Raw genomic sequence first — 25,625 nt, forward strand, 5'->3', positions numbered from 1 at the left:
ACTCCTTTACACTACTTAGCTAAAGTTTTTGCAATATTTCCAAATAACTCTATATAAGTCTGAATTGATTCATTTGTGTAAGTATCTGCTGGTGCATAAATAACTTGTTTTTTAGAAACAGCAGTTGTATTTTGAAGAGCTGGTGATTTAGAAATAACATCCTGAGCAGGAGCTGACTTAGCTGCATCAGATGTTGCAGCATCACGATCTAATACGAAAAGCCAATCAGGATTTGTTTGTGCGATAGCTTCAACAGAAACGTCATCACCTTTATGACCTGCAGTAGAATTCGAAACTTCTAATGCTGGAGTCCAACCGAAAATTTCATACATAGGTCCCCAAACACGACCAGAGTGCGGCGCAGCAAAGCCAATATTTCCACCAGTAACGATAACACTCATAACTTTATCTTTTCCGTTATAAGCAGATTTTGCTTTTTCAATAGATTTATCGAAATCAGCTACTAATTGTTTAGCTTCTTTATCTTTAGCAAAGATTTTTCCTAAAGTAGTTGTAGAATCTTTAAGTCCTTTTACTAAGTTTTCTCCAGGCTTAGTAGCCTTCTCAGAAACATCAAAATTAAGATCAATAACAGCTGCATTTGGCACTAATTTTTTGATTTCTTCGTAATGATCAGCAAATCTTTGACCAACGATTACAAGGTCCGGGTTTGCCGCTGCAATAATTTCAAGATTTGGTTCGCGGTGATTCCCGATATTTTTAACTGAATCATCTTTTTTATATGCTGAATCCGCAGGCATGATATCCTTTGGAGCAGCCGCTAATTTAATTCCCCAATCAGCTAAAGTTTCAAACGTTCTATTATCTAAAGCAACTACATTCTTTGGATTTACAGGGACTTTAACAGTTCCATGAGCATCAGTGATTTCAACCGTTTTTGGTTTATCACTACTATTACCTTTAGTAGCCTTCGAAGTTTCCTTACTTGAATCTGAGCAAGCTACTAACATTAAAGTGAAAATTGCTAGAATACTTACTAATTTTAAAAGCATAGTTTTTTTCATACGTATACTCCTTATTATGTAATTTAGTTCGAAAATGATAACGTCCATAGATTGAATTAGATAATAACTGCTATTCACCTAAATCAATATTGATAATCATTTTCATTTGAACATCCTGTTAATTAGTATAGTCATTAATTCTGTGAAAATCTTGTGAATGGTGTGAGTTAATCAAATTAAACATAAATTCACCAGATTCAGCCCACACACGTGCTAATCAATAGATTGAGCACCTTATAAACCATGATTTCTAATATGAAAAAAATACCCATTTCCTGATAGCAATCTTCTTTTTATAATTTCCTTCTTTTCATATTTCACAGAAACTATTTTATTATCTTATTTTTATCATTCAACCATTGAATAGCCTCTGCCATGTATCGTTTGAATATATCTGTCTTTCTTCTCACACTTTAACTTTTTTCTTACATAACCAATATATAAGTCTACTACATTTGGATTCACTACTACGTTATATCCCCAAACTTGATTCAAAAGCATTTCACGGCTCAATATTGTATTTTTATTCTTGATTAAAAATACAAGTAAATCGTACTCGCGCTTCGTAAGCGAGAGATTTTCGCTACCTTTTTTCACAATATTGCTAGATGTATCAACAAAGAGATCTTTAAACTGAAAAAAGTTTGTCTCATTTTGCTGGATATAGTTAGTTCTCCTTAAAATAGCTTGAACCCTTGCTACTAATTCTTCTTTCACAAATGGTTTTCTAATATAATCATCTGCTCCTGCTTGTAGCCCTGCTATACAATCCTTACTAGAAATATTGTCGGTCACAATAATGATCGGTGTCGTTTTAACAAGTCGTATTTGTCTACAAATTTCTGGCCCCGATATACTTAATGAATCCCAATCCAATATGATAATATCCCAATCTTGTTCATATACTATATTTAAACCTTGGTTTTCATTGTGAAGTTTTAAAATGAAATAGCCCTCTTGCGTTAGACCGCTTACGATTTTCTTCGCAAAAGACCGTTCATTCTTAATTACTAACACCTGCTTCACCGATGGTTCACCTCTACTTCAATATAACTTAGTTAGATAAAAAATTATCTCAAGAAACATTTTAAAATTTATAAATATGAACCCCCTAAAAAAGGCCATTATAACAGCTTATTAGGAGAACTCTATATAATCTTACAATAGATATGAATAGAAACACAAAGGATATGAAGATTTAAATACATATTGTTTAATCATTAAGGGCATCTATAGTATCTACCTGCTTATCATCAATAACTGTCTCTTCATCTTCTGTTTCAGAGGTACCCCCTCCCCCCATCAACTTAAGCATTTTATAAAACTACAAAACAAAAAGAACCATAACCTCGCCAATCTGGCAAAGTTATGGTTCATATCATACAAAATAAAAAACCACCAAACAGTTATGTATTGGTGGAGACGGTGGGAGTCGAACCCACGTCCAAAAATATCGGCACTTAAGCTTCTACGAGTGTAGTCGATATATTAGCATTTCGCGAACTCTTCGGCCTATCGACAGGCTTCCAAGTTGCTAGTCTGATTGTTCTCTTCCTTCGCCCTCAGACGGCGAACTCCGGCGTAGTCCACTTAGTTTGAGTCCCTTACCCTACCACATGGACGATGGAGGGAGGAACCTTTAGTGCAATTAAGCAGCTAAAGAAAGATTGTTTTGTTTGCCAATTATAGGCTTTGACGTTTTAACGAGGCCGATCCCCTCGACTCGCAACCTAAGCTCGAACTATCCCTGTCGAATCCGTAACGTCCCCATGATAAAAATGGAGCATACGAAGAAATATCGTGATAGCTACTAAGAGCTGTTTTTCAATGTGCAACAATCTTACATAAGTTATTATAACATACGCGCGTCGTTTTACAAATGTAAATATCTGTATTACATCTTTTGGCGATCACGGAACGCGCGTGCAATTTCACGTTTTGCTTCTTTTTCTTTTAAATCGTTACGCTTATCATATTGCTTTTTACCTTTTGCTAAACCAAGTGCCATTTTCGCGAATCCATTTTTCAAATAAATTCTAACTGGAACTAATGCATAGCCTGTTTCTTTTGAAGCACCCGTTAACTTTTCAATCTCTTTTTTATGAAGAAGTAACTTTCTCGTGCGAAGCGGATCATGGTTGAAACGATTCCCTTGCTCGTACGTACTAATATGCATATTATGTACCCATACTTCACCATTATGTACACGTGCAAACGCATCTTTCAAGTTCACGCGTCCAGCGCGAATCGACTTAATTTCCGTTCCTTGAAGGACAAGCCCTGCCTCGTATGTTTCTTCAATGAAATAATCATGAAATGCTTTTTTATTTTGTGCAATAACCTTACCTGAACCCTTTGGCATATAACGTCCCTCCTCTATTTTTACTATTGTAACAAATGTTAATAAAAAGCGAAAGTGGCTCGCTCAGAATCTTTGGACATTGGAACTCCCGAGAGAGAAGCGTTTTTTGCTTCGTTCGAGGGAGTGAAATGGCCAATAGATTCTAGCCACTGTAGCTGGATTCCATTAAAAAGCGAAAGTGGCTCGCTCAGAATGTGAGGTGGATGGAGCTTCTGACCTTGAGGCGCTCTTTGCCTCTCGGGAAGAAGCGAAGCCGCCGAACATTCTAGCCACTGTAGCTGGATTCCAACAAAAAGCGAAAGTGGCTCGCTCTCAAGCCACCAATAAAAAAGAAAAGCCCCGCTTTTATCAAAGCGAAGCCCTCCTTTTCTTACTTACGCTTTTTCTTTTTCTTCTTGAATCCTGGTACATTTTCGAAGAATGCTTTTTTCTTCTTACCGTTACCATCTTTTTTCCCTGGCTGACTAGCGGACGTGGAAGTGGAAGCAGAAGCAGAAGCTGATCCTCTTCCTTTTCCTTTGCCACCACGGTCGAATTTTCTACCTGTACCACGTTCTCCGCCGCGCTCATCACTACGCTCGCTACGTCCACCGCGTTTCTTTCTGCCTGTTCTTGGCTGTTCGATAACGACTGGACGATCTTTGAACTTACGACGAGGCGTACCTTTCATGCCAACGATTTCAAAGTCGATTGCACGCTCGTCTTTGTTTACGTTAATAACGCGAATTGTGATTTCGTCTCCGATGCGGAATACGTTACCTGTACGTTCTCCGATCATTGCGAAATGTTTCTCGTCATAACGGTAGTAATCATCCGTTAAGTAGCTAACGTGTACAAGACCTTCAATCGTATTTGGAAGCTCTACGAATAAACCGAAGTTTGTTACAGAGCTAATCATACCGTCATACTCTTCGCCAATCTTATCAACCATATACTCTGCTTTTTTCATTTCGTCTGTTTCACGTTCTGCTTCAACAGCACGACGTTCCATATTAGAAGAATGCTCTGCAATTTCAGGTAAGTTTTCACGCCATTTTGCTTGTGTTTCGTTGTCGACTTTACCGTTAATGATGTATTCACGAATTAATCTATGAACGATTGTATCTGGGTAACGACGAATTGGTGATGTGAAATGTGTGTAGAACTCAGTTGATAAACCGAAATGTCCTAAGCTATCCGCATCGTAACGCGCTTGCTTCATTGAACGAAGCATTACTGTTGAAATAACTACTTCTTCCGGCTGTCCTTGAACCATTTCAAGAATTTGTTGCAGCGCACGAGGATGTATTTCATTCGCACGTCCTTTTACTGCATATCCGAAGTTTGTTACAAACTCAAAGAAACGTTCCAGCTTATCTTCTTTCGGATCTTCATGGACACGGTACATGAATGGTACGTTCATCCAGTGGAAATGCTCTGCTACTGTTTCGTTCGCAACAAGCATAAATTCTTCAATTAACTTCTCTGATACAGAACGATCACGCATGACAACATCTGTCGGTTTACCTTCTTCATCTACTAATACTTTCGCTTCTTTAAAGTCAAAGTCGATTGCACCGCGGCGCATACGTTTTTCACGTAAAATCTGTGCCAATTGACCCATCTCTTTAAACATCGGTACGAGCGGCTCATAGCGTTTGATTAACTCTTCGTCCTCATCTTCTAAAATGCTTCTTACGTCAGCATACGTCATACGCTCTGTCGTTTTAATCACACTTTGGAAAATCTCATGCTTTACAACATCACCTAAGTTGTTAATTTCCATTTCACAAGATAACGTCAGACGGTCTACTTTCGGGTTTAACGAACAAATACCGTTAGATAGACGATGCGGAATCATCGGAATTACACGGTCAACAAGATATACACTCGTTGCTCTTTCCGCTGCTTCTACATCAATTGGAGAACCTTCTTGAACGTAATGACTTACATCCGCAATATGAACGCCAAGCTTGTAGTTACCATTCTCGAGCTTCGTTACTGTAACAGCGTCATCTAAATCTTTCGCGTCTGCACCGTCAATCGTTACGATCATTTGGTCACGCAGGTCACGGCGATCTTTTAAATCTTCTTCTGAAATCGTTTCTGGTACACTGTTTGCATGCTCCATCACTTCTTCAGGGAATGCTAAAGGTAGATGATGTTTATGGATAACTGATAAAATATCTACTCCTGGATCATTTTTATGACCTAGAATTTGAATAACTTCACCTTCTGCACTTAAACGATTCTCTGGATAGCTCGTAATTTTCACAACTACTTTATGGCCTTCTACAGCACCCATTGATGCACTTTTCAAGATAAAGATATCACTCGTCCAGCGCTTATTGTCAGGTACAACAAATCCAAAGTTTTTCGATTCTGTATATGTACCAACTAGTTCTTTCGTGCCGCGCTCTAAAATACGTACAATTGAACCTTCTTGGCGTGATCCACTTGATTGTGCGCTAACACGCGCTAATACTGTATCGCCATGAAGTGCACCGTTTAACTCTGTAGGTGGGATGAAAAGATCATCGTCTCCGGTTTTCTTCTCTTCTGGTACAACGAATGCAAAGCCACGTGCATGTCCAATTAATTTACCGCGTACTAAATTCATCTTTTCAGGAAGACCGTAACGGTTACTACGTGTGCGAATAACAAGTCCCTTCTCTTCCATCGTTACAAGTGCCTTTACAAAATCTTTAAAGCCCTCAGAACCTTCAATTCCAAATGCCTCTTCTAACTCTTGTATCGTTAGCGGTTTATACGCTTCTTCTCTCATAAATAATAACAACTTATCAATATTTTCTTGTATGATTTCTTCCAAGCAGAAATACCTCCTTTAAACCCTTATATTATTTAGTGTATCCGAAAGACCGGGGATGTATAAAGCGAAACTTTAATACTCCCCTAATGATTTTTACAGTTTTCACAAAAAATTCCTTATGAAAAAAAGAGGCAACTAGATCTTACCAATCTAGTTGCTCCAAGAAGTTATATACATCCTCATGTAGCTCGTCACGCTCTTTATCAAGTGTAATGACATGCGTAGAGTCTTCATACCATTTAATGTCTTTTAACGTAGATTCTACACCGTTATAAATAATGTTAGCACTATCTGTATTAATCATTTCATCATGACGCGCTTGTACAACAAATGTTGGGGCATAAATCATATCCACATTGTTACGTACGTCAGCAATTAATTGTTGTAATGCTTTTAATGTATTCATCGGTGTCTTTTGGAATTCCAACATTTCTTGTTCAATTTGCTCTGGTGATTTTTGCTCACGTTTTTTATATTCGCGGGCATATGCCAATATACCTTGGTACATCGTTTCTTCACTCTTAATATACATTGGTGCACACATTGGCACTACACCTAAAACCGGTACTGTATAACCTAATTTTAAAGAAAATACGCCGCCAAGTGATAATCCAGCAACAGCAATTTTCTCAAAGCCTTTATCTTTTAAAAGCTGATATGCTTCCATTACGTCTTGCCACCAATCTTCAGGACCTGTATGAACAAGCTCTTCTGGTGGTACACCGTGCCCTTTAAAAATTGGCGCATGGCAAGTATAGCCTTTCTTCTCTAAGAAACGCCCTAACATACGTACATCAGCTGAGTTTCCTGTGAAACCATGTAGTAATAAAACAGCGCGGTCTCCACCCTCAAATGTAAATGGTTTCGGAGATGCTAATTTCATCATGTACTTCTCCTCTTTCTCTTCTGTAATCTAGTCGTATTCTTTCTATATCTAGTGTACCATATTTATATTTCTATAATCTAATTAGAAACATCTTTCAAATGGCAAAATAAAAAAAGAAGAACCATTAGTACATCTTACTAACGCTTCTTCTTTCAATTCTATAAATTGAAGTACGTAACACCAATTGTTAATACAAAGAACAATACAGCTAAAACAATTGTAATACGGTTTAATACCGCTTCAATTCCACGTGCTTTTTGCTTACCAAATAATTGCTCTGCACCGCCTGAAATTGCACCTGAAAGGCCTGAGCTATTACTAGACTGCATAAGTACCATAACAATCATTAAAATCGATACAATAATAAGTAAAACGGATAATAACGTATGCACTTGGCGTACCTCCTACAAAGATTCAGTTATTTTAACTGTAGCATAAATTCTATAGAAAAGCGAGAGCTATAGGGTTGCTCTCGCTTTTCTTCTATTACATAAACATCATTGCAAATAATGGTCCGAGCAAACATGTCAAAATTGCTGTTAATGTCATTGTTACCGATCCAATAACACCTTCATGTTCATTATTTTTCATCGCTCTCATTACACCCATAATATGAGAAGCACATCCAAATCCGATACCTTTACCAACTGAGTTTGTAACACGGCTCCATTTTAATAAAAGTGGACCGGTAATCGTTCCAGTAATACCTGCGATAACAACGAAAGCTGCTGTTAATGATGGTACACCACCAACTTGCTCTGAAACACTCATCGCAACTGGCATTGTCACCGATTTTGGTAAAGAAGATAAAATTAAGCTTTTATCTGTTCCCATAAGTGATGCAATGGCAAAATCACTTGCGATTGCAACTGTTGTCCCTACTAATACGCCACCAGCAATCGGTACAACATATTTTTGCAGAACGTGACGTTGTTTATAAAGAGGAATTGCAAATGCTACAACACCGGGTCCGAGCAGTTTTGCAATCCAGCCACCACCGCTTTCCATATAATGTTGATATGGTATATCAAGCATGATAAATAAGAAAGCCATTAATCCTGTTGCTACAAGCATTGGAATGGTGAATGGTGTTGGAAATAATTTATAGATTTTTTTAGATAATTGGTATAATAGCACCGTAAAAAGAACCCAACCGATTCCGATTAATATTTGGCTCATCGCGACTCTCTTTCCTTTCTATTCGCAAGATATTGTCCTGTATGTCCTGCGACAATAATAATTAAAAATGTACTCGCTACAATTGTAATGAAAAGAGAAATTCCTTTACTCATAAAAAAAGCACCGTAATTCATTAGGCCAAGCGTTGGCGGAATTAATAAAAACGGCATAATAGCAACGAGTGTTTCTGCTCCTAAATCGAACCATTTCACTGGAAGGACTTTTAGGCTAAGTAAAACAAGTAAGAGGAACATTCCAATCAAACTTCCTGGAATCGGAATATTTAACACTTCTTGTACCCAATTTCCAACCATATAAAAAACGTAAAGAGCTGCAATTTGGACAAGAATCTTTGTAAATTTCATGTTCATCATCCCTCATGTTTATACGATCTTCTCTTAATATCTTTATCATAGTATAAATTGTAAAAAGCTGCAATTTATCAACTTGACAGCAAAAACAGCTTATGTTAGACGCTTACAACCTTGATATGACTGGATTTCCGCATAGAAATTAAGTCAAAAACCTTGACCTAATATAAAAAGTTTTTATTTTCTGAATTTATAACGTTGTTATTTCAATAAAATAATCTTTTTATCCTTAAGCTTACATATATATAAAGTGAAACTTTCATTAGTGGTGGTTTTCTTCATCCCCACAATCGGACTTTTACGGGATAAACAAGATAGGTGGTGAACATATGCCAAAAAAAGTTCTTATTTTTTGTGATCCTGGCATTGATGATACGATGGCTCTCCTCTTAGCATTCTTTATTGATGAAATAGAAATCGTCGGCATCGTTGCTGATTACGGCAATGTTCCAAAAGAAATGGCCGTACAAAACGCTCATTTTCTTAAGAACGAAGCAAAGGATAGAAATATCAAGATATTTGGTGGATCAGAACGCCCACTTACTGGCGCCCCTCCTACTTTCTTTACGGAAGTACACGGGAAACAGGGGCTCGGGCCAATTATTCCAAAGGGACATGTAACTAACAGAGAAATGGAGAATTTTTTCGAAGTTATTCCTCTTATTGAACAGTATAAAGATGAATTAATCATTGTTAGTTTAGGCAGACTTACCTCCCTAGCAATTTTATTCATCTTATGTAAACAGCTCATGAAGCAAGTTAAATCTTACTACGTAATGGGCGGTGCCTTTTTACATCCTGGTAATGTTACCCCTATTTCCGAAGCAAACTTTTATGGCGATCCTACTGCTGCTAATATAGTCCTTCAATCCTCACCTAACATGTACATCTATCCATTAAACGTCACTCAGTATTCCATCATTACACCAGAAATGGCTGAATACATTGAAGCAAAAGGAAAAGCTCCACTCGTCAAACCGTTATTCAATCATTATTACTACGAATATTATAAAGACGCCTTACCGCATTTAAAGGGGAGCCCCTTCCATGACACAATGCCAATACTCGCTTTACTTGATAACTCTATGTTTACATATCACAAGTCACCTATCGTTGTCATGACAGAATCTTATGCACAAGGAACAAGCATAGGGGAATTTCGTTCTTTAGGAGAATCTAAGCCATTTATTGATTGGCCGAGTCATCAAATCGCAATTGATTTTGATTATAACCGCTTCTTTAAACATTTCATGTCACTTATGACGGGTGAGCAATTTTAACATAAAGTGAAACTTTAATCAGTGGGGGTTTTACTGTCCGTTAACGCGGGATAAAAAAAACAGACCGTGATTTCTCACGGTCTGTCGTTATTTTCTACAATTATCGTTTGATGTTGTAGAAAGATTTGATACCATCGTAAACAGCGATTTCGCCTAGTTCGTCTTCGATGCGTAATAATTGGTTGTACTTAGCAATACGGTCAGTACGGCTCATAGAACCAGTTTTGATTTGGCCAGCGTTAGTTGCAACTGCGATGTCAGCGATTGTAGCATCTTCAGTTTCACCAGAACGGTGAGATACAACTGCTGTGTAACCAGCACGTTTAGCCATTTCGATAGCTTCGAAAGTCTCAGTTAAAGTACCGATTTGGTTAACTTTAATTAAGATTGAGTTAGAGATACCTTTTTCGATACCTTCAGCAAGTTTTTGAGTGTTAGTTACGAATAAGTCGTCACCAACTAATTGTACTTTATCACCGATACGCTCAGTTAATAATTTGTGACCATCCCAGTCGTTTTCGTCTAAACCATCTTCGATAGAGATGATTGGGAAGTCTTTGCAAAGCTCTTCGTAGAAATCAACCATTTCTGCAGAAGTTAAGCCAGTACGGCCTTCGCCTGCAAGGTCATATTTACCAGTTTCTTTGTTGTAGAACTCAGAAGAAGCAACGTCCATTCCTAAGAATACGTTCTCGCCAGCTTTGTAACCAGCTTTTTCGATAGCTTCGATGATTACTTCTAATGCTTCACGGTTAGAACCAAGGTTTGGAGCGAATCCACCTTCGTCACCTACTGCAGTGTTAAGACCTTTGTCATGTAATACAGCTTTAAGTGCATGGAATACTTCAGCACCCATACGGATTGATTCTTTGAATGTTGGAGCACCAACTGGTAAGATCATGAACTCTTGGAAGTCTACGTTGTTATCAGCGTGAGAACCACCGTTGATGATGTTCATCATTGGAGTTGGTAATTGTTTTGCATTGAATCCACCAAGGTAACGGTATAATGGAAGACCTACGAAGTCAGCTGCTGCGTGAGCTACTGCCATAGATACACCAAGGATAGCGTTAGCGCCTAGTTTACCTTTGTTTGGAGTGCCATCTAATTCGATCATAGCACGGTCGATACCAGCTTGGTCAGTTACGTCGAAACCAACGATTTCTGGAGCGATTGCTTCGTTAACGTTGTTTACTGCATTTAGAACACCTTTACCAAGGTAACGAGATTTGTCACCGTCACGTAATTCTACTGCTTCGTGCTCACCAGTAGATGCACCACTTGGTACGATAGCGCGTCCGAAAGCGCCGCTTTCTGTGTAAACTTCTACTTCTACAGTTGGGTTACCACGAGAGTCAAGGACTTCGCGAGCATAAACATCAATAATTGTTGACATAATAAATTCTCTCCTTTTTATATAAGCAAATTATTTAATAATTGTTTTACCTGTCATTTCTTTCGGTTGTTCCACATTTAAAAGCGTAAGCATTGTTGGAGCGATATCTCCTAAAATACCACCTTCACGAAGCTCTACATCATTTTTTGTAACGATGAAAGGAACCGGGTTAGTTGTATGAGCTGTCATTGGTCCACCATCAGCAGTTAACTCCTGATCAGCATTACCATGGTCAGCAGTAATAAGTGCTACACCATCTTTTGCAAGAATCGCTTCTACAACTTTTCCTAAACATTCGTCAGTTGCTTCTACTGCTTTAATTGTTGGTTCCATCATCCCAGAATGGCCAACCATATCACAGTTTGCAAAGTTAAGAATGATAACATCATGTTTATCATTTTCGATTTCATTTACTAAAGCGTCCGTTACTTCGTAAATGCTCATTTCAGGTTTCAAGTCATACGTTGCAACCTTCGGTGAGTTAATTAAAATACGCTCTTCTCCTGGGAATTCAGCCTCACGACCACCGCTAAAGAAGAATGTAACGTGCGGATACTTTTCAGTTTCCGCGATGCGAAGTTGCTTTAATCCCGCTTGCGCAACAACTTCACCTAATGTGTTATCAAGGTTCATTGGCTTGAATGCCACGTAACCATCTACAGTTTCACTGAAATGTGTCATACAAACGAATTCAGGAATGTGAGGTACTTTTTCACCACGATCGAACTCACGGAAGTCTTCGTTTGTAAATACACGAGCAATTTGAATTGCACGGTCTGGACGGAAGTTATAGAAGATAACTGCATCATCATCATTGATTGTTGCAACTGGCGTGTTATCTTCGTTAACAATTACAGACGGCAATACGAATTCATCATAGATACCGTTCGCATAAGAGTCTTCTACACACTCTTCTGCTGATTTATAAGTAGGGCCTTCACCATTCACCATAGCACTGTAACATTTTTCTACGCGATCCCAACGCTTGTCACGGTCCATAGAGTAATAACGACCAGAGATAGTCGCGAATTGTCCTACTCCTGTTTCTTTAATTACTTCATTTGTTGCATCGATATAACCTTTTGCTGTTTGTGGTCCAACATCGCGGCCGTCTAAGAATGCATGGATATAAACTTTCTCCACGCCTTCTTTTGCTGCTAAGCGAAGAAGAGCAAACATATGGTTCATGTGACTGTGCACACCACCATCAGAAAGTAAACCGAATAAATGAAGAGCAGTACCTTTTTCTTTTACGCTTTTAATTGCATTTTGGAAAGTTTCGTTCTGATCGAACTCACCTTCACGAATTGCAACGTTTACGCGTGTTAAGCTTTGATATACAATGCGGCCAGCACCGATATTTAAGTGACCAACCTCAGAGTTACCCATTTGACCTTCTGGAAGACCTACTTCCTCACCACAAGCTGTAAGCGTTGTATGAGGGAATTTGTTCCAGTAACCATCAAAATTAGGTTTCTTAGCTTGTGCTACAGCATTCCCATGCGTTTCTTCACGTAGTCCGAAACCATCAAGAATGATTAAAGCTGTTGGCTTTCTCATTTTACCGCCCCCAGAAGACCTAAGAACGAAGCAGGCTCTAAGCTAGCACCGCCAACTAAAGCGCCGTCGATGTCAGATTGTGCCATATACTCTTTAATGTTTTCTGGTTTTACGCTACCGCCGTATTGAATACGAACAGCTTCTGCAGCTTCTGGAGAAACAGCTTCTGCAACAACTTTACGGATGTGTGCACATACTTCGTTTGCATCTGCAGAAGAAGAAGATTTACCTGTACCGATAGCCCAAATTGGCTCATAAGCGATAACAGTTGCTTTAACTTGCTCTTCTGTTAAACCTGCAAGTGCTTTTGTCACTTGACCTGCTACTAGATCAAATGTTTTTCCGCTTTCGCGCTCTTCTAAAGTCTCACCACAACATACGATTGGTGTTAAACCATGTTCAAATGCTGCAAGAGTCTTTTTGTTTACTGACTCATCTGTTTCAGCAAACATTTCACGACGCTCAGAGTGGCCAAGTACTACGTAGCCTACTTTTAAGTCGCTAAGTGCTACTGGGCTAATTTCGCCAGTGAATGCACCATTTTTTTCGAAGTGCATGTTTTGTGCACCTACTTGTAAATCAGTTCCTTCAGTTGCTGCTACTAAACGCTCTAAAAATAGAGCTGGCGAGCAAACTACTGCATCAACAGCTGAAGCTGCTGGGATTTGACCTTTAACTTCCTCTACGAAGCTAACTGCTTCAGATAGAGTTTTATTCATTTTCCAGTTACCTGCGATAATTGGTTTACGCATGCTTTGCACCGTCCTTTTTCTTTGGCTGCTACTTATTTGTCGTTAAGACAAACTACACCTGGAAGCTCTTTGCCTTCCATGAATTCTAATGACGCACCGCCGCCAGTAGAAATGTGGCTCATTTTATCAGCCATACCGAATTTTTCAACAGCTGCTGCAGAGTCACCACCGCCGATAACAGAGTATGTATCTTCTGCATCTGCTAATGCTTGTCCTACTGCTTTTGTACCTTCTGCGAATGGAGTCATTTCGAATACACCCATTGGTCCATTCCATACAACAAGCTTAGAATTTTTAATTACATCTGCATAAATTTCACGTGTTTTAGGACCGATGTCCACGCCTTCCCAAGTAGAAGGGATAGAGTCGATACCTACGATTTGAGTTGTTGCAGTTTCAGAGAATTCCTCTGTGATTACAACATCAACTGGCATGTAGAAGTTTACGCCTTTTTCTTTTGCAAGTTGCATAAATTCTTTAGCTAGTTCGATCTTGTCGTCTTCACATAGAGATAGACCAATTTCATGACCTAAAGCTTTAACGAATGTGTAAGCAAGTCCGCCACCGATGATTAAGTTATCTACTTTGTCTAATAGATGACGAATTACACCGATTTTATCTTTTACTTTCGCACCACCGATGATAGCTGTGAATGGACGTTCTGGGTTAGAAAGTGCTTTTCCAAGTACATCTAACTCTTTTTCCATTAATAATCCAGATACTGCTGGTAGGTAGTCTGCGATACCTGCTGTAGAAGCGTGAGCACGGTGAGCTGCACCGAATGCATCGTTTACGAAGATATCAGCAAGAGCTGCAAATTCTTTCGCAAGTTCTGCATCGTTCTTTTCTTCGCCCGCATAGAAACGTACGTTTTCAAGAACTAATACGTCGCCTTCGTTCATTGCTGCAACCATTTCTTGTGCAACTGGTCCGAATGCTTCGTCTGCTTTTTTAACATCTTTACCAAGAAGCTCGCCTAAACGTGCTGCTACTGGAGTAAGACGTAATTCTTCTACTGCTTGACCTTTTGGACGGCCTAAGTGACTTGCTAAAATAACTTTCGCACCTTGCTCTACTAAATATTGAATTGTAGGAAGAGCTGCACGGATACGAGTTTCATCTGTAATTTTGCCTTCTTTCATAGGTACGTTGAAATCAACGCGGCAAAATACACGCTTACCTTTTAAATCTACGTCACGAATTGATTTTTTGTTCATTGGATTTCCCTCCGACTACTAGTTAGGATTGACAAAACCCACTCAAAAGCTTAACACATTTGCTTTTAAAACGAAAGAAGAGAGAGAGGGAACAAACCCTCTCCCTCGTTTTGTCATTGATTACTTATATAATTAAGAATTAAAGACCTTTAGAAGTCATGTATGCTGCTAGGTCTACTACGCGGTTAGAGTAACCAGTTTCGTTATCGTACCAAGAAAGTACTTTAACCATGTTACCTTCCATTACCATTGTAGATAATGCATCGATTGTAGAAGAAGCTGTACATCCGTTATAGTCGATAGATACTAATGGCTCTTCGCTGTATCCAAGGATACCTTTTAATTCGCCTTCAGCTGCTGCTTTGAATGCTGCGTTTACATCTTCAACTGTTACTTCTTTGTCAAGTTCAACAACTAAGTCAACAAGAGAAACGTTAGCAGTTGGAACACGTACAGCGCCACCGTTTAATTTACCTTTAAGTTCTGGTAATACTAATGCTACAGCTTTAGCTGCACCAGTAGATGTTGGGATCATGTTTTCAGCTGCTGCACGAGCACGACGTAAATCTTTGTGTGGTAAGTCTAAGATTTGTTGGTCGTTAGTGTAAGAGTGAATTGTTGTCATCATTCCGCGTTTTACGCCGAATTTTTCGTTTAATACTTTAGCGAATGGAGCTAGACAGTTTGTAGTACAAGAAGCGTTAGATACTACGTTGTGGTTAGCTGCATCATATTGTTCGTGGTTAACACCCATAACTACAGTAATATCTTCGTCAGAAGCTGGAGCTGAGATGATAACTTTCTTAACTGATCCACCTAAGTGTTTTTCAGCGTCTGATTTTTTAGTGAAACGGCCAGTAGATTCTACTACTACTTCTACTCCGTAGTCGCTCCATGGTAATTGAGCTGGGTCACGCTCAGCGATAACTTTAATTTCTTTACCGTTAACAACGATGCTGTTTTCGTTAGCAGATACTTCTGCATTTAAAGTTCCGTGAACTGTGTCATATTTTAAAAGGTGAGCTAATGTTTTAGCATCTGTTAAGTCGTTGATTGCTACTACTTCTACCTCAGAGTTGTTAAGAGCTGCGCGGAATACGTTACGTCCGATACGTCCAAATCCATTAATACCAATTTTAGTCATTTGAATTTCCTCCTTGGGGGATTATATTAAAGGGTAATACCCTTTGTTAACTGTTTTGCTGCACCTTCATCTGTAATTAGAATTGAAGTGTGCCCTTGTTTAATTACAGCCTGTATTGCCTTTGCCTTTGAAGAACCTCCAGCGACTGCAACAACGTGAGATACATGTTGTAAATCCTCAAGTTGCATACCAACTGTTCTTACTTTATGAACAACATTTCCTTGTTCATTAAAGTAGTAACCGAAAGCTTCGCCTACTGCTTCGCTTGCTTGAATCTTTAACCAATCTGCTTCTGAAGTATTTCTGCGACGTGCCATTGTTAACGCATCACCTATTCCATGAATGACGATATTGGAAGATCGAATCAACTCAAGAACTTCTTTCACGGAAGGCTCTGTCACAATAGACGCATATGCTTCGCTACTAACATGGTCTGGAACATACAATAAGCGATAATTACTCATCGTATTTTGTGCCATCTTGGCACAAATGGTATTGGCTTCTAATTCGACACCCTCTCCAATTCCACCACGCGCTGGGACAAATAGCATATGTAAATCTTTGCAATCAAGCTGCATCATGTCCGCAGCAGCAGCTAGCGTAGTTCCTCCAGCCACAGCAACGATATTATTCGCTGTCAGACGGTCTTTTATACAAGTCACACAAGCACGGCCCATCTCCAGTTTGACCCAAGGTGATTCATCACTATCACCAGGGACAACGAAAACTTCATCCAAGTCTAATGTTTCCTTAAGTTGCTTTTCTAAAACCTTTAACCCGGAAATTTCTTTCATAAAGTCTTCCAAAGCAAGAACTAAAGCTGTTCCTTCTTCTGTCAAAGTCATTCCAGAAGAAGCGACGTGAACTAAGTTTTGTTCTTTCAAAACTTGAACTTCACTTCGCAATACTCGTTCTGTCATACCGAGACTTGCTGACAAGTTTCTTCTTCCAATCGGCTGCATGAGCCTAATGTATTGAAGAATTTGCATTCTCGTTTGCATAACAGGTAGCAGATCAGGTAATAATTTTTTTGTGTTCTGAATCCATGAGCGCATATCTTTTCTCCTCACTACATTGGTTCATTTTTCCTCGTGGTCACTTTACGTCCCGTAGTGACATTTTGTGTCCCACATAGGTTAAAAAAATAATCCCTGCTACGTGTATTATTGTAACAGGAGATAGAAACTTATTCAACTCTTAACTGCATTCTTTATATAGTTTATTATGACACCTTTGTGAATGTTACCATATTCTACTTGTTTTCCGCCTATTTCTACCACCGGAATCATTAGGTGATATTTTTCTAAAAGGTCATTATCTTCATATATATTTATTTCCTCGATTTGAAAAGAATATTCACATTGTACTTCCTCTAAAACTTGTTTCGCCTGCACGCAAAGGCCACAATCTTTTTTTGTATACAGTACAACTTTCATATTCTTCACCTATCCGATCGTTTTTCGTAATGATGACGCTGGAATGTGCATTTGTTCTCTATACTTCGCCACTGTTCTTCGAGAAATAACGATTTCATGCTCTTCTTCTAATAATTTTGAAATCTTTTGATCTGAAAGTGGCTTTTTCTTATTCTCCGCCTCAACAAGCGTTTGGATAAATCGTTTCACACGCTTTGTAGAAACTGCTTCATCTTCAGTAGTCGTAATAGCATTACTAAAGAAAGATTTCATCTCAAATAAACCATGTGGTGTTTGCACATATTTATTTCGCGTTGCACGACTAATTGTAGATTCATGCACACTTAACTCTTCCGCTACCTCTTTTAAAGCAAGCGGTTTTAAATGTTCTGGCCCTTCCCAGAAGAAATCACGTTGTTTTTCCATAATAATAGTCATCACTTGCAAAAGCGTTTGTTTTCTCTGTTTTAAACTGCGCATAATCCACTGCACATGCTGATACTTTTCTGATACATAAGATGCTACTTCACTTTCACTATTATTCAGAAGCGCACTATACTCAGAATGAATTTCAATTCTCGGCATATTTCTCTCGTTCATTTGTAAAACGAGACGATCACCATCTTTTTTCACCGCCATATCAGGCACAATATAAAGCGGTTTATCAGAAGAAAACGCAAGACCTGGTTTCGGCTGTAATGACGTAATACAGTTCACCGCCGATTGCAATTCTTCATTACTACACTTCAACACTTGAACGAGCTTTCGCCAATCTTTCTTCACGAAATAAGCGAAGTGATCCTCTATAACCTCTTCCGCTAATCCATTCCGTCTTTGTAAGCGCTTCAATTGTAAAGTTAGACATTCCTGAATATTACGCGCTCCTACCCCTGCTGGCTCGAGTGATTGGACAAGCTCTACAAAGCGGGCGACTTCATGAATCGGTGCGGAAAGGAGATCCGCTAACTCTTCGTTCGTTTCTTGTAAATACCCATTTCCATCCATGTTCATAATAATGAAAGAAGCTATTTTTCGCTCTTCTTCATCTATTTTATAATACTGTATTTGATTTAATAAATGTTGCTGAATCGTTGTTGAATCCACACTGTAGATTTCCATCTGATTCTCGACTTGTTTGCTGGTACTTTTACTGTTGTTAGAGCTCTTTTTCTTCTCCCTCTCAAAACCACCTAACTCAATAAGGGGATTCTCTAACGATTGCTCATACAAAAACTCCGATAATTCTTGTACATTATACTGGAGCATTGTAATCGCTTGCCTTAACTCTTGTGTCATTGCCAAACGTAAGCTTTGTTCTTGTAAAAGACTTGCCTTCAAACTAATCTCCCCCTTGTTTCTATTGTACAATAAGTTTGGTAAAAGGAGAATGCTATCACAGACACCCATTCCAAAATATTATTAATTTATATGTATTAATGAGATTTACAACTTACAACCGAAATTTGAATAATATTGAAAGAAAATAATAGCGCGACAAAATTATTACCACATACTAATAGTAAATCTTATTATCAGATATAACAAGTGTTAATAAAAAAGGTCTGCACTTATATTTGTAAGTGCAGACCTTTTTATGCAGATAGATTCATTATGCTTCGTTAAATATAACATCCCCTTCTTCAGCAGGCCATTCACCTTCTAATTCCATGTCGTCTAACATCATTTCAGCCGTAAAGACAATCGCTATTAAATCCTTATGGTAGTCTCCGCTAGGCAAATAGTGACTAGGTCCAAAACAATCCCTATCAATTCCTTTATATTGCAATTCCATATTTAACATGAATTTCAACATTTCATCGCCTGTAATTTCACCAGAATCAGATACAGCAACGGTTCTACGTTCGTTATCCCCTAAAATACTTAAATATCCACTAATTTTACGCACCTGCAATCCCCTCATACTATAATTTTCAGATAATTTTAGTATAAACTCATTACAAAATTAACAGAAGTACCTTGTTGGACCATAACAAAAACCCCCTATACACGATTATTTCTAATCACATACAAGAGGTTGTTTTAAATTTACTATTTATTTTCAACACGTAACACCAACAATACATAACGCGCCCAGAGGGATTCGAACCCCCGGCAGACGTGGTACCGGAAACCACCGCTCTATCCGACTGAGCTATGGGCGCATGATTATAAAATATACTTCATTTTCTCTCCATAATAATAGCAATAAAAACCATTTAAATCAATAAAAACTCTTTGATAGCACATTGTATATACGATATTTTCTGCATAAAAATGCCCCCTATTTTCTACATTTAGGAGGCAATTCTTAACGGTCTTATTTATCTAGTTTCTCTTTAATCTCTTTTGGAATTTCATCCGGTTGTACTTCTTGGTACGTTTCGATATACTCACCTTTCGTTTTAACCTTTACATATGCTCCTTCTCTAAGCCCACGAGGTGCATAAAACTTAACATCTCTTCCTTCGCCCGAAGCGTAATAACCGGTAAGTTTATAGTCTCCAGCTACCTCTCCAACTGTAGATAGTCGGCCAGATTCTTTCGCTTTTACATATACAAAGTCTTCTTTCACAAGCGGATTATATCTATCAGTCACCTCATTATGAGAAAAGCTTGCCACACCAATAACTAATATAAAAAGTCCAATTAAACCTAATAATAATTTCTTCATTTTTCTCTCCTTCAAATGTCCTTTTGACTTGCTTTACTTTCTTTATTCTAGGAGAAAAAGTTTTTTCCACTATCGCTTTTCCTTACATATTCATTACAAAATTGTAATCCACACATGTAACACTCCTAAATTTTCCAATCATAAATTCACCCCAACTCACAAATTATAATCTTTGAATTGATATTCCAAAGGGGGCTTCATTCAATGACTGTAATTACAAAATTAAAGCAAACTGTTTCTGGATTAAAAAGTGCACAAGCTAGCTTAGAGGGATTCGCTCTTGATACGGATAACCAACAAGCTAAGCAACTTTTCCAAACAGCTGCAGAGCAAACGCAAACGATTATCGATTCTTTAAATCCACGCGTTGAAGAAGTCCAACAAGAAGAACCACAATACTCACAGCAATAACGAATTAGTCATGCTGTGAAATAGAAAAAGGATGATATGCAGTCATCCTTTTTCTATCACATTACATATTGCAACAGAAATGGAATGATAATCATGCGAAAACTCGGCCTCATAACCGCGTTATTTGCCCTTCTATGTAGCTCTTTTGCCGGATGTGATAATAGTCCCTTAGATAAAAAAGTGAAAGAAGAAGCAAAACGAACGGAGAAAGAAAAAGGTCCCAAACTAACAAAGACGAGTACAGAATCCTTTAATCAATCTATATCACAAGGAGCCAAGAAAAGGGCTCTCGCTATGGATGAAATTACAAAAAGCACAGCAGTGAATTCAAATTTGGATCTCTACATAGCAGTTCTGCCTGAGCATCACGAAAGGTTTGGATTAAAGCCTCTGCGTAAGAAGCTTCAAAAGCAGCTAAGTGATGAGCATCCTACTTTCGATGTTCGTGTAAGTACTGATAAAAAAATCTTTATGTTACTCGAAAGGCTTGAGAACAAAATTAAGAAAAAAGAAGTATCTAAAGACGAGATCAATAAGCAATTAAAACTCATTGGGAAAAAAATGGAGTCTAACACTTAACGCTTTTTAATAGAAAAGGAAGGATCGCAATGTCTAGTAAAGATAAGAACTTAACCCCTGTGCAACAAGAGTATAAAAAATTCGAGCAAGAACGCGAACCGAAGCGCCCTGTCTTGAAAAATTGTATTAAAGCCTTTTTCGTCGGTGGTTTTATTTGCTTCATCGGACAACTCATTTCTACGTTTTATATCACATATTTTGACTTCACTGAGCGTTCAGCAGGAAATCCAACAGTCGCAACTCTCATTTTCATTTCCATGTTACTAACTGGTTTCGGTATATATGACCGTTTTGGGCAGTTTGCTGGAGCAGGCACAGCTGTACCCGTTACTGGATTTGGTAACTCTGTTATTGCCGCATGTATCGAACACCGAACAGAAGGGTTCGTACTCGGCGTTGGAGGAAATATGTTTAAATTAGCCGGCTCTGTTATTTTGTTTGGTGTATTTTCAGCTTTCGTCATCGCACTTATTAAAACGATTCTCGTTCAATGGGGAGGGCTATAAATGTTACAAGGACACCGAACGTGGGTATTTGAAAATAAACCCGTTATTATTTCGACAGGAGTCGTTGGTGGACCGTTTGAAGCAAAAGGAAACATTCCAGAAGACTTCGATATCCTCCATGAAGATTTATGGCTCGGCCAGGATTCCTATGAAAAAGCACATAAAATTTTATTCGAAGAAGCTTGTAGCCGCGCTACTGAAAAAGCCAAGCTTCGTAAAGACGATATTCAATTCGTACTTGCAGGAGATTTAATTAATCAAATCACTCCAACAAGCTTTGCCTGCCGTACACTCGGAACACCATATCTCGGATTATTCGGAGCATGTTCTACTTCCATGGAAGGATTAGCGCTCGGGGCAAGTATTGTAAATGCAAAAGGCGCAAAATATTTATTAACCGGGGCATCTAGTCATAACACCGCTGTAGAGAAGCAGTTCCGATATCCAACTGAATACGGCGGTCAAAAACCTCCTACCGCACAATGGACAGTAACTGGAGCTGGCGCAGCTATTTTAAGCGACACTGGACATGGTCCTAGAGTAACATCTGCAACAATCGGACGAGTGGTTGATATGGGACTAACGGATCCGTTTAATATGGGCGGTGCGATGGCTCCAGCTGCCGTCGATACAATTGAAGCCCACTTGCGCGAACGCCAAATTGATGCCTCTTACTACGATTTAATCGTAACAGGCGACCTAGGACATGTCGGTCGCGAAATTGCTTATGACTTACTACATAAACACGGAACGAAAATAACGAGCGAACAGTTTCAAGATTGCGGCATACTCATTTATAGAGAAGGGCAACCTGTCATAGCTGGTGCTAGCGGACCGGGATGTTCCGCAACAGTCGTGTACGGTCATTTATTAAACCGAATGAAAAGAGGAGAGTTCAAAAAAATACTTGTCGTTGCGACAGGCGCTTTACTATCTCCACTTACATTCCAACAAGAAGAAACGATTCCGTGTATCGCTCACGCCGTTTCGATTGAATTTGGAGGTGCAACGCAATGATTTTTTTCTGGGCTTTCGTCATCGGCGGACTCATATGTGTAATTGGCCAACTTATGTTTGATGTTGGCAAGCTAACACCCGCTCATACAATGGCAACACTTGTTGTTGCCGGTGCTATACTGGACGGATTCAACCTGTATGAACCATTAATCGACTTTGCTGGAGCCGGGGCAACTGTACCTATTACAAGTTTCGGTAATGCCCTCGTTCACGGCGCAATGGAAGAAGCTGCAAAACACGGCATCGTTGGCGTCATTACCGGAATGTTTAAAGTAACAAGCGCTGGTATTTCTGCTGCTATCATATTCGGATTCATTGGTGCATTACTATTCAAACCGAAAGGATAAGAGGTGTTTGTATGACAGTTATCGCTAGCGTTAAAACCTGCCTTGCTAGTGTAAGGGGCGCTCAAGCAAGTTTAAGCTCCCTTTCACTACATTCACAGGACGCGGAATCAAAACGCGTATTTCATGAATGTATGTTAGAAATGGACAGCATCATCGCTGATTTACAGAATAGAGTTTCATTATTAGAACGTGAAGAACCTCAATATAAAGGGTTTTAAGTAGACTGGAGGAAATGACTATGTCTCACCTGCCGGAATGGACACTTGTCATTCTTCGCTCTGTATTCATATTAATTATTTTATTCGCTATTACGAAATGGTTAGGGAAAAGACAAATCTCTCAGCTCTCCTTTTTTGAATACATAGCCGGAATGACAATCGGTGACATCGCTGCCCAAGTATCTACAGGGCTCGATTCAAAATTTTTCCATGGCGTCTTTGCGATACTCATTTTCGCTGTGGTACCTTTTTTCACAGGAATCCTCTCCTTAAAGAACAAAACAGCTCGCGACTTCTTTGAAGGGAAATCTACCGTATTAATAAAAGATGGAAAAATACTCGAAGATAACTTAAAGAAAGAAAAATATACAAGTGACGAATTACTGGAACTACTCCGTGGAAAAAATGCTTTCAGCGTAGCTGATGTTGAATTTGCCGTACTAGAACCGAGCGGAGAATTAAATGTATTATTGAAGAAAGATCGCCAACCACTTACAGCAAAAGACGTTGGCTTAAAAGTACCGAATGAAAAAGAACCACAAACTGTTATTATGGATGGCAATGTCTTAGATGAACCTCTATCCTCTAGTGGACATAACCGCGCTTGGTTACATTCTGAACTAGAAAAGCTCGGTGTTGTTATTGAAAATGTCTTTCTCGGTCAAGTGGATTCATACGGACAACTTACTATCGACATTTATAATGACAAACTACAAATGCCTTCTCCTCAAAACAAGCCTTTATTATTAGCATCTTTAAAAAAATGTCATGCTGATCTTGAACTATTTTCCCTAGAAACAAAGTCGAAATCAGCAAGCGAAATGTATAGTAAAAACGCGAAACACATCGAAAAGATTTTAAATAAAGTAACCTATCTTTTAAAAGAATAGATATCACAAGAACGCTTCAGTAAAAAGGCGTTCTTTTCTTTTTACTACAGATTTCATGACGTTTAAATTTATGTAATTCGGTTATGATGTTGAAGATACATAAGCAGGGAATTTCAAAAACATAGCGAATAATTCATGGTACAACTACATATTTTTTTGATTTAAAGTGGTTTCGTTTGACCTTTATTGACCATAATTGTATTATAAGACTAAGAAAGCTTTAGAAGGAGGAAATAACAGATGAATTTAATTCCTACAGTAATTGAACAAACAAATCGTGGAGAACGCGCTTACGATATTTACTCTCGACTATTAAAAGACCGCATCATTATGCTTGGTAGTGCAATTGATGACAACGTAGCTAACTCAATCGTTTCCCAGCTTTTATTCTTGGAATCTCAAGATCCAGAAAAAGATATTCACATCTACATCAATAGCCCTGGTGGTTCTATCACAGCAGGTATGGCAATTTACGATACAATGCAATTTATTAAACCACAAGTATCAACAATCTGTATCGGTATGGCTGCATCTATGGGTGCATTCTTACTTGCAGCAGGTGAAAAAGGAAAACGTTATGCACTTCCAAACAGTGAAGTAATGATTCACCAACCACTTGGCGGAGCACAAGGCCAAGCGACTGAAATCGAAATCGCTGCAAAACGTATCCTATTCTTACGTGAAAAACTAAACCAAATTCTTGCTGACCGCACAGGTCAACCACTTGAAGTACTACAACGCGACACAGACCGCGACAACTTCATGACAGCTGAAAGAGCTCTAGAATACGGCTTAATCGATAAGATCTTTACAAATCGTTAATAGATTTAAAGCGGAAGCGGCTCGTTTAGAACAGGAGGAAGTTGGAACCCCTGATTACGAGGCGCTTTTTTGCCTCGAATGAAGGGGTGAAACGACCGACTGTTCTAGCCGCTGGAGCTAGATAGATTTAAAGCGGAAGCGGCTCGTTTAGAATGGGAGGAGGATGGAGCTTCTGACAAAGAGGTGCTTTTTACCTCGTCGGAAGAAGCGAAGCCACCGACCATTCTAGCCGCTGGAGCTGGATAGATTTAAAGCGGAAGCGCCCTATAATTGGGCGCTTCTTTTATATATTGTTCCCCGCTCACATACCCCACCTAGTATACCTCTAAATATATCGGCGATTTTTCAAATATATCCACCGTAACTCCAATTATATCGGCGATTATTTTAATATATCGACGATTCGACACAACTTATCGACTTACCGACAACCCTCGACAAGCACGCGCCCCCTACATACCCGACTCCCAACACCAAATAACAAAACAAAAAAGCTATCGCACATGCGCGATAGCTTCTTATTGTATATATGCAGCTAATGCTTCTAAAGCTTCTTCTGCATCTGAACCTTCTGTTGTAATTGTTATCATGCTACCAGTTCCAATTGCTAAGCTCATAATCCCCATTATGCTCTTTGCATTCACTGTCTTTCCATCTTTCTCGATGAAGATATCTGCATGAAAGCGATTGGCCTCTTGTACAAACAACGCAGCCGGACGTGCTTGTAAACCGTTTTTTAATGAAACTTTAACTCGTTTTTGAACCACA

Annotated in this window: 28 protein-coding genes, 1 tRNA gene and 1 other RNA gene; 9 read left to right on the forward strand and 21 right to left on the reverse strand. The window is 38.9% G+C overall.

What is annotated here, in order from left to right:
- Positions 1-11: 11 nt before the first annotated feature.
- The 9 genes from ACLBWW_RS10715 to ACLBWW_RS10755 form a co-directional block, all read right to left on the reverse strand.
- The gene (locus ACLBWW_RS10715; protein WP_048542471.1) at positions 12-1,025 is read right to left on the reverse strand and encodes a siderophore ABC transporter substrate-binding protein; all 1,014 of its coding nucleotides are present in this window, start codon (positions 1,023-1,025) and stop codon (positions 12-14) included.
- A gap of 348 nt (positions 1,026-1,373) precedes the next feature.
- The gene (locus tag ACLBWW_RS10720) at positions 1,374-2,051 is read right to left on the reverse strand and encodes a response regulator transcription factor (protein WP_000815801.1); all 678 of its coding nucleotides are present in this window, start codon (positions 2,049-2,051) and stop codon (positions 1,374-1,376) included.
- Positions 2,052-2,439: 388 nt separating this feature from the next.
- Positions 2,440-2,794: a transfer-messenger RNA gene (gene ssrA / locus ACLBWW_RS10725) on the reverse strand.
- Between the two features lie 125 nt (positions 2,795-2,919).
- Positions 2,920-3,387 carry an SsrA-binding protein gene (smpB, locus tag ACLBWW_RS10730; protein ID WP_001123908.1) on the reverse strand — a complete coding sequence of 156 codons (468 nt, stop codon included), beginning with the start codon at positions 3,385-3,387 and terminating at the stop codon, positions 2,920-2,922.
- 370 nt (positions 3,388-3,757) lie between these two features.
- Entirely contained in the window at positions 3,758-6,196 is a 2,439-nt protein-coding gene (rnr, locus tag ACLBWW_RS10735; RefSeq protein WP_098047316.1) for a ribonuclease R, read from the reverse strand.
- A gap of 142 nt (positions 6,197-6,338) precedes the next feature.
- Complete coding sequence (gene estA / locus ACLBWW_RS10740; protein ID WP_165775569.1) at positions 6,339-7,079, reverse strand: carboxylesterase; 741 nt, start codon at positions 7,077-7,079, stop codon at positions 6,339-6,341.
- Positions 7,080-7,240: 161 nt separating this feature from the next.
- Positions 7,241-7,474, reverse strand: a complete 234-nt coding sequence (secG, locus tag ACLBWW_RS10745; protein ID WP_000557264.1) for a preprotein translocase subunit SecG — start codon at positions 7,472-7,474, stop codon at positions 7,241-7,243.
- Between the two features lie 94 nt (positions 7,475-7,568).
- Positions 7,569-8,261: an LrgB family protein gene (locus tag ACLBWW_RS10750; RefSeq protein ID WP_000078299.1), complete on the reverse strand. Its 693-nt coding sequence runs from the start codon at positions 8,259-8,261 to the stop codon at positions 7,569-7,571.
- Positions 8,258-8,626 (reverse strand): CidA/LrgA family holin-like protein, encoded by a 369-nt coding sequence (locus tag ACLBWW_RS10755; protein WP_000673212.1) that lies wholly within the window; start codon positions 8,624-8,626, stop codon positions 8,258-8,260. The genes ACLBWW_RS10750 and ACLBWW_RS10755 overlap by 4 nt, the downstream gene beginning before the upstream one ends.
- A 335-nt stretch (positions 8,627-8,961) precedes the next feature.
- On the opposite strand from ACLBWW_RS10755, the gene ACLBWW_RS10760 reads away from it, so the two are divergent.
- Entirely contained in the window at positions 8,962-9,912 is a 951-nt protein-coding gene (locus tag ACLBWW_RS10760) for a nucleoside hydrolase (RefSeq protein ID WP_098047314.1), read from the forward strand.
- Positions 9,913-10,012: 100 nt separating this feature from the next.
- Here the strand turns inward: ACLBWW_RS10760 and eno are convergent, their stop codons facing one another.
- From eno to ACLBWW_RS10815, 11 genes are all read right to left on the reverse strand, one after another.
- Positions 10,013-11,308 carry a phosphopyruvate hydratase gene (gene eno, locus ACLBWW_RS10765; protein WP_000103948.1) on the reverse strand — a complete coding sequence of 432 codons (1,296 nt, stop codon included), beginning with the start codon at positions 11,306-11,308 and terminating at the stop codon, positions 10,013-10,015.
- 30 nt (positions 11,309-11,338) lie between these two features.
- The gene (gene gpmI / locus ACLBWW_RS10770) at positions 11,339-12,868 is read right to left on the reverse strand and encodes a 2,3-bisphosphoglycerate-independent phosphoglycerate mutase (protein ID WP_001231145.1); all 1,530 of its coding nucleotides are present in this window, start codon (positions 12,866-12,868) and stop codon (positions 11,339-11,341) included.
- A complete protein-coding gene (gene tpiA, locus ACLBWW_RS10775; protein ID WP_001231042.1) occupies positions 12,865-13,620 on the reverse strand; it encodes a triose-phosphate isomerase in 756 nt (251 codons plus the stop codon). The genes gpmI and tpiA overlap by 4 nt, the downstream gene beginning before the upstream one ends.
- A 32-nt stretch (positions 13,621-13,652) precedes the next feature.
- Positions 13,653-14,837, reverse strand: coding sequence for a phosphoglycerate kinase (locus tag ACLBWW_RS10780; RefSeq protein WP_001036333.1), 1,185 nt, complete (start codon positions 14,835-14,837; stop codon positions 13,653-13,655).
- Between the two features lie 139 nt (positions 14,838-14,976).
- On the reverse strand, positions 14,977-15,981 hold the full coding sequence (gene gap / locus ACLBWW_RS10785; protein WP_000161234.1) for a type I glyceraldehyde-3-phosphate dehydrogenase: 1,005 nt from the start codon (positions 15,979-15,981) through the stop codon (positions 14,977-14,979).
- 26 nt (positions 15,982-16,007) lie between these two features.
- The gene (gene cggR, locus ACLBWW_RS10790) at positions 16,008-17,036 is read right to left on the reverse strand and encodes a gapA transcriptional regulator CggR (RefSeq protein WP_001258183.1); all 1,029 of its coding nucleotides are present in this window, start codon (positions 17,034-17,036) and stop codon (positions 16,008-16,010) included.
- Positions 17,037-17,171: 135 nt separating this feature from the next.
- Positions 17,172-17,417: a glutaredoxin family protein gene (locus ACLBWW_RS10795; protein ID WP_000869731.1), complete on the reverse strand. Its 246-nt coding sequence runs from the start codon at positions 17,415-17,417 to the stop codon at positions 17,172-17,174.
- Between the two features lie 9 nt (positions 17,418-17,426).
- Positions 17,427-18,734: an RNA polymerase factor sigma-54 gene (gene rpoN, locus ACLBWW_RS10800; protein WP_447614028.1), complete on the reverse strand. Its 1,308-nt coding sequence runs from the start codon at positions 18,732-18,734 to the stop codon at positions 17,427-17,429.
- A gap of 271 nt (positions 18,735-19,005) precedes the next feature.
- The gene (locus ACLBWW_RS10805) at positions 19,006-19,302 is read right to left on the reverse strand and encodes a hypothetical protein (RefSeq protein WP_048542483.1); all 297 of its coding nucleotides are present in this window, start codon (positions 19,300-19,302) and stop codon (positions 19,006-19,008) included.
- A 180-nt stretch (positions 19,303-19,482) separates the two neighbouring features.
- Positions 19,483-19,558, reverse strand: a tRNA-Arg gene (locus ACLBWW_RS10810).
- Positions 19,559-19,713: 155 nt separating this feature from the next.
- Positions 19,714-20,067, reverse strand: a complete 354-nt coding sequence (locus ACLBWW_RS10815; RefSeq protein WP_000734941.1) for a YxeA family protein — start codon at positions 20,065-20,067, stop codon at positions 19,714-19,716.
- A 204-nt stretch (positions 20,068-20,271) separates the two neighbouring features.
- On the opposite strand from ACLBWW_RS10815, the gene ACLBWW_RS10820 reads away from it, so the two are divergent.
- From ACLBWW_RS10820 to clpP, 8 genes are all read left to right on the forward strand, one after another.
- Complete coding sequence (locus ACLBWW_RS10820) at positions 20,272-20,478, forward strand: DUF1657 domain-containing protein (RefSeq protein WP_000216160.1); 207 nt, start codon at positions 20,272-20,274, stop codon at positions 20,476-20,478.
- A gap of 93 nt (positions 20,479-20,571) precedes the next feature.
- Positions 20,572-21,057, forward strand: coding sequence for a YhcN/YlaJ family sporulation lipoprotein (locus tag ACLBWW_RS10825; RefSeq protein WP_048542484.1), 486 nt, complete (start codon positions 20,572-20,574; stop codon positions 21,055-21,057).
- 29 nt (positions 21,058-21,086) lie between these two features.
- Complete coding sequence (gene spoVAC / locus ACLBWW_RS10830; RefSeq protein WP_000095399.1) at positions 21,087-21,563, forward strand: stage V sporulation protein AC; 477 nt, start codon at positions 21,087-21,089, stop codon at positions 21,561-21,563.
- On the forward strand, positions 21,564-22,580 hold the full coding sequence (gene spoVAD, locus ACLBWW_RS10835) for a stage V sporulation protein AD (RefSeq protein WP_048542485.1): 1,017 nt from the start codon (positions 21,564-21,566) through the stop codon (positions 22,578-22,580).
- Positions 22,577-22,927: a stage V sporulation protein AE gene (spoVAE, locus tag ACLBWW_RS10840; RefSeq protein WP_000575918.1), complete on the forward strand. Its 351-nt coding sequence runs from the start codon at positions 22,577-22,579 to the stop codon at positions 22,925-22,927. Before spoVAD ends, spoVAE begins: the two co-directional genes overlap by 4 nt.
- An 11-nt stretch (positions 22,928-22,938) precedes the next feature.
- Positions 22,939-23,145, forward strand: coding sequence for a DUF1657 domain-containing protein (locus ACLBWW_RS10845; protein WP_000215899.1), 207 nt, complete (start codon positions 22,939-22,941; stop codon positions 23,143-23,145).
- A 20-nt stretch (positions 23,146-23,165) separates the two neighbouring features.
- Complete coding sequence (locus ACLBWW_RS10850; protein ID WP_046955590.1) at positions 23,166-24,035, forward strand: DUF421 domain-containing protein; 870 nt, start codon at positions 23,166-23,168, stop codon at positions 24,033-24,035.
- Between the two features lie 240 nt (positions 24,036-24,275).
- Positions 24,276-24,857 (forward strand): ATP-dependent Clp endopeptidase proteolytic subunit ClpP, encoded by a 582-nt coding sequence (gene clpP / locus ACLBWW_RS10855; protein ID WP_001049163.1) that lies wholly within the window; start codon positions 24,276-24,278, stop codon positions 24,855-24,857.
- Between the two features lie 518 nt (positions 24,858-25,375).
- Here the strand turns inward: clpP and ACLBWW_RS10860 are convergent.
- Positions 25,376-25,624, reverse strand: coding sequence for an HPr family phosphocarrier protein (locus tag ACLBWW_RS10860; RefSeq protein WP_000250305.1), 249 nt, complete (start codon positions 25,622-25,624; stop codon positions 25,376-25,378).
- Position 25,625 lies beyond the last annotated feature (1 nt).

Source organism: Bacillus sp. M5A3_1b (assembly GCF_053345335.1).

Coding starts and splice junctions, on each gene's coding strand:
- ACLBWW_RS10715 (WP_048542471.1), bottom strand. CDS start 1,025: ATGAAAAAAACTATGCTTTTAAAATTAGTAAGTATTCTAGCAATTTTC.
- smpB (WP_001123908.1), bottom strand. CDS start 3,387: ATGCCAAAGGGTTCAGGTAAGGTTATTGCACAAAATAAAAAAGCATTT.
- estA (WP_165775569.1), bottom strand. CDS start 7,079: ATGAAATTAGCATCTCCGAAACCATTTACATTTGAGGGTGGAGACCGC.
- ACLBWW_RS10750 (WP_000078299.1), bottom strand. CDS start 8,261: ATGAGCCAAATATTAATCGGAATCGGTTGGGTTCTTTTTACGGTGCTA.
- ACLBWW_RS10755 (WP_000673212.1), bottom strand. CDS start 8,626: ATGAAATTTACAAAGATTCTTGTCCAAATTGCAGCTCTTTACGTTTTT.
- ACLBWW_RS10760 (WP_098047314.1), top strand. CDS start 8,962: ATGCCAAAAAAAGTTCTTATTTTTTGTGATCCTGGCATTGATGATACG.
- eno (WP_000103948.1), bottom strand. CDS start 11,308: ATGTCAACAATTATTGATGTTTATGCTCGCGAAGTCCTTGACTCTCGT.
- gpmI (WP_001231145.1), bottom strand. CDS start 12,868: ATGAGAAAGCCAACAGCTTTAATCATTCTTGATGGTTTCGGACTACGT.
- tpiA (WP_001231042.1), bottom strand. CDS start 13,620: ATGCGTAAACCAATTATCGCAGGTAACTGGAAAATGAATAAAACTCTA.
- ACLBWW_RS10780 (WP_001036333.1), bottom strand. CDS start 14,837: ATGAACAAAAAATCAATTCGTGACGTAGATTTAAAAGGTAAGCGTGTA.
- gap (WP_000161234.1), bottom strand. CDS start 15,981: ATGACTAAAATTGGTATTAATGGATTTGGACGTATCGGACGTAACGTA.
- cggR (WP_001258183.1), bottom strand. CDS start 17,036: ATGCGCTCATGGATTCAGAACACAAAAAAATTATTACCTGATCTGCTA.
- ACLBWW_RS10795 (WP_000869731.1), bottom strand. CDS start 17,417: ATGAAAGTTGTACTGTATACAAAAAAAGATTGTGGCCTTTGCGTGCAG.
- ACLBWW_RS10815 (WP_000734941.1), bottom strand. CDS start 20,067: ATGAAGAAATTATTATTAGGTTTAATTGGACTTTTTATATTAGTTATT.
- ACLBWW_RS10820 (WP_000216160.1), top strand. CDS start 20,272: ATGACTGTAATTACAAAATTAAAGCAAACTGTTTCTGGATTAAAAAGT.
- ACLBWW_RS10825 (WP_048542484.1), top strand. CDS start 20,572: ATGCGAAAACTCGGCCTCATAACCGCGTTATTTGCCCTTCTATGTAGC.
- spoVAC (WP_000095399.1), top strand. CDS start 21,087: ATGTCTAGTAAAGATAAGAACTTAACCCCTGTGCAACAAGAGTATAAA.
- spoVAD (WP_048542485.1), top strand. CDS start 21,564: ATGTTACAAGGACACCGAACGTGGGTATTTGAAAATAAACCCGTTATT.
- spoVAE (WP_000575918.1), top strand. CDS start 22,577: ATGATTTTTTTCTGGGCTTTCGTCATCGGCGGACTCATATGTGTAATT.
- ACLBWW_RS10845 (WP_000215899.1), top strand. CDS start 22,939: ATGACAGTTATCGCTAGCGTTAAAACCTGCCTTGCTAGTGTAAGGGGC.
- ACLBWW_RS10850 (WP_046955590.1), top strand. CDS start 23,166: ATGTCTCACCTGCCGGAATGGACACTTGTCATTCTTCGCTCTGTATTC.
- clpP (WP_001049163.1), top strand. CDS start 24,276: ATGAATTTAATTCCTACAGTAATTGAACAAACAAATCGTGGAGAACGC.